Annotated in this window: 4 protein-coding genes and 1 tRNA gene; 3 read left to right on the top strand and 2 right to left on the bottom strand. The window is 70.4% G+C overall.

Going from position 1 to position 2,918, the window contains the following annotated elements:
- Positions 1-239: LLM class flavin-dependent oxidoreductase (locus tag ABYE80_RS19245; RefSeq protein ID WP_372791927.1), on the bottom strand; the 239-nt coding region annotated here is incomplete at its 3' end.
- A gap of 91 nt (positions 240-330) precedes the next feature.
- On the opposite strand from ABYE80_RS19245, the gene ABYE80_RS19240 reads away from it, so the two are divergent.
- Positions 331-897 carry a hypothetical protein gene (locus tag ABYE80_RS19240; RefSeq protein WP_372791926.1) on the top strand — a complete coding sequence of 189 codons (567 nt, stop codon included), beginning with the start codon at positions 331-333 and terminating at the stop codon, positions 895-897.
- Here the strand turns inward: ABYE80_RS19240 and ABYE80_RS19235 are convergent.
- Entirely contained in the window at positions 894-1,634 is a 741-nt protein-coding gene (locus ABYE80_RS19235) for an SDR family NAD(P)-dependent oxidoreductase (protein ID WP_372791925.1), read from the bottom strand. The two genes, ABYE80_RS19240 and ABYE80_RS19235, sit on opposite strands and share 4 nt — an antisense overlap.
- Positions 1,635-1,720: 86 nt before the next feature.
- Between ABYE80_RS19235 and ABYE80_RS19230 the strand changes: the two genes are divergently transcribed.
- Positions 1,721-2,716, top strand: a complete 996-nt coding sequence (locus ABYE80_RS19230) for a peroxiredoxin family protein (RefSeq protein ID WP_372791924.1) — start codon at positions 1,721-1,723, stop codon at positions 2,714-2,716.
- 30 nt (positions 2,717-2,746) lie between these two features.
- Positions 2,747-2,819: transfer RNA gene (locus ABYE80_RS19225), tRNA-Ile, on the top strand.
- The last annotated feature ends 99 nt before the right edge of the window (positions 2,820-2,918 follow it).

The following is a 2,918-nucleotide window of genomic DNA, read 5'->3' as shown; positions in this document are numbered from 1 at the left end:
GCGGCGGTCATCGCGGTCATGGCCGCGGTCCGGCCGGGGATCTGGAAGATCGCCGAGCCGATGCGGATCTTCGAGGTCTGCCCGGCGATCCAGCCGAGGATCGTCGCTGCGTCGGACCCGTAGGCCTCGGCGGTCCAGACGGAGTCGTACCCGAGGCGCTCGGCCTCCTGGACGATCTCGAGCTGGTCTTCGCGGGTGAGGCCGAGGCCCCAGTACCCGATGTGGACTCCGAGCTTCATGCAACTTTCCTTTCAGCGGGAAGGAGATCCGTGGACTGGTCCGATGGCCGTTGCTACCGTGGCCCGGCGCCCTCGGGAGGGGCGAAACCTTATGTCACGACGCCGCCACACGCCCATCGACAACCTCCGCCTCGCCATCGACTGCCTGCCGTCGCGCACGCGCGTGGCCATGCTCGAGGGGATCAACGCCAACGACATCATCGTCGGGGCCTACACGGATGCCGACGGGGGCGTGTGCCCGATGCTCGCCGCCCACCGCCACGGTGGCCGCACGAACTTCATCTCGTTCGCCCGCGCCTGGGATCGCTTCGCCGCCAGCAAGCGGGCCCGTCGCGCGACGACCCGTGAGCTCGCGATCCTGCGCAGCCACCTGGAGGCGAGCCTCCTCGCGGACGAGAGCGTCGATCTGCAGGCGGCGATCCGCGAGCACCGCGATCTGCTGGCCGCGCGTCCCGACGAGCGGGCCGAGCAGGAGCGCACGCGCCAGCGGATGCGTCCCGGCGATCCGTACCGCGGTGACGAGCTCGGCGGTCGCGCCGGCTGGAGCTGGCTGCGCCCGTTCCGGCGGCTCGACGACTACGAGGCCGCCCTCGCCGCCGTCGAGGCGGAGCGCGACGCCCTCGCGGAGCGCCGCGCTCGCGAGCTCGAGCTCGTCTAGCCGAGGTTGCCGGGCAGCGCCCCGCCGCCCGGCTGCAGGAACTGGATCTCGGGCACCACGCAGCCCGGGGAGGTCCGCAGCAGGTAGCGGACCGCCTCCGCGATGTCCTGCGGGGTGATCATCGTCTCGGCCGGCACGTGCTCCTTGACGAAGTCGGTCATCGGCGTGTCGACGAACCCCGGGCACAGCGCGCAGTTCTTGATGCCCGCGCCGGCCAGCTCCTTGTTCATCGCCTGCGTGAAGCCCACGACGCCGTGCTTGGTGGCGGAGTACACGCTGAGCCACGCTTCGCCGGACTTCCCGGAGATCGACGACGTGTTGACCACGAGCGCGTTGCGGTGCTCCTCGCCGGCCTTGCGGAGCATCGGCAGGCAGGCGCGGTAGAAGAGGAAGATGGCGCGGAGGTTGGTGTTGAGCTGGATGTCCACCTTCTTGGTCGTCAGCTGATCGGCCGGTTCGCCCATGCCGATCCCCGCGTTGTTGACGAGCACGTCCAGGCGCCCGTAGGTCTGCTCGTGCTGTGCGGTCACCGCGTTGATCGTGTCCTCGTCGCCGAGGTTGCCGGCGTACTCCGTCACGTCGTAGCCCTTGGCCCGCAGCTCGTCGGCCGCTGCCGTGAGCTTCTCCGGCCGCCGGGCGGCGACGGTGATCGAAAAGCCCTCTTCACCCAACATGTGAGCGATCGCGAGACCGATGCCGCTGGAGGCACCCGTCACGATCGCGGCGCGCTGCGCCATGTGCGTTCTCCCTCTTCGTTGGTGACCGCGCCGCAGCACGGAACCTGTCGGCGCGCAGTCAATCAGACGTACGTAGGATCACCACGATGTTCCCCGCCCCACGCGTAGCGCGCCGCTCCGCCACGGCCGCAGCGATCGCTGTGGTCGTCGCCGGACTGTCAGCGTGCGGTGGCGCGCAGGAGGAGACGGCTCCGCAGGCGGCGCCCGCCGCGACCGGTGCCCCGCAGGACTTCCCGCGGCCCGAGGGCCGGTCGCTGGCGGATCTCGAGGACCAGATGCCGGAGGGCCCGATCCTGTCCCCGAGCGTCACGGTGCTGGACCCCGGCCGCAACCGCTACGGCTTCGGCCTGTTCGACACGGCCCGCAAGCAGTTGCGCGGAGCGAAGGTCGCGCTCTACCTCTCCCGCAGCGACGGCAGCGGACTGCGCGGCCCGTTCGTCGCGCGCTCCGAGTCGCTGAAGGTGGGACCGCAGTTCCAGAGCCGGCAGACCGCGCAGGATCCTGACACCACCAATAACGTCTACGTCGCCGATGTGGACTTCCCGTCGGCGGGCGCGTGGGCACTGACCGCCGTGGCGCGCCTGGACGGGCGTCTCGTCCGGACCGGTCCGTCCGGGGTCAAGGTCGGCCGCAAGGGCAGCGGGCCGCCGGAGGTCGGGGATCCCGCACCCCGGGTCCACACCCCGACGGTGCAGAGCGTGGGGGGTGACCTCGAGTCCATCGACACGCGGGTCCCGCCGCTCAAGAGCCTGCATCAGCACGACCTGGCCGAGGTCCTCGGGAAGGACCCGGTCGTGCTGGTGTTCGCGACACCGCAGCTGTGCCAGAGCCGGGTGTGTGGCCCGGTCGTCGACGTCGCCGCCGAGGTCCAGGACCGCTACGGGCGCGACGTGCGGTTCATCCACATGGAGATATACCGCGACAACGACCTGTCGAAGGGGTTCCGCTCCCAGGTCGCCGCCTACCGGCTGCCGACCGAGCCGTGGACCTTCGTGATCGATCGGCAGGGGATCGTGCGCGAGCGCTTCGAGGGCGCCTTCTCCGTCGGTGAGCTCGAGCGCGCGGTCGCGAAGGTGCGCTGACGGCGGGACGCGGTACGGTGCGCGGCGGTTGGGCCGGTAGCTCAATGGTCAGAGCAGCGGACTCATAATCCGTCAGATCCTGGTTCGAGTCCAGGCCGGCCTATCCGGGGGCAGGACAACCTGCGGCACCGCGCCGCCGGAAGGCGTACCATTCAGCCAATCGTGGGGGCGCTACGGATAGCTGCACGGGTCGCACTTGTTC

Source organism: Paraconexibacter sp., from assembly GCF_041602235.1.
Taxonomy (GTDB): Bacteria; Actinomycetota; Thermoleophilia; order Solirubrobacterales; family Solirubrobacteraceae; genus Paraconexibacter.
The sequence above is the reverse complement of the archived record's forward strand: the minus strand, read 5'-3'. Positions and strand labels throughout refer to the sequence as shown.

Bases quoted from the DNA above. Each gene is read 5' to 3' on its own strand.
- ABYE80_RS19230 (WP_372791924.1), top strand. From the start codon at position 1,721: ATGTTCCCCGCCCCACGCGTAGCGCGCCGCTCCGCCACGGCCGCAGCG.
- ABYE80_RS19235 (WP_372791925.1), bottom strand. From the start codon at position 1,634: ATGGCGCAGCGCGCCGCGATCGTGACGGGTGCCTCCAGCGGCATCGGT.
- ABYE80_RS19240 (WP_372791926.1), top strand. From the start codon at position 331: ATGTCACGACGCCGCCACACGCCCATCGACAACCTCCGCCTCGCCATC.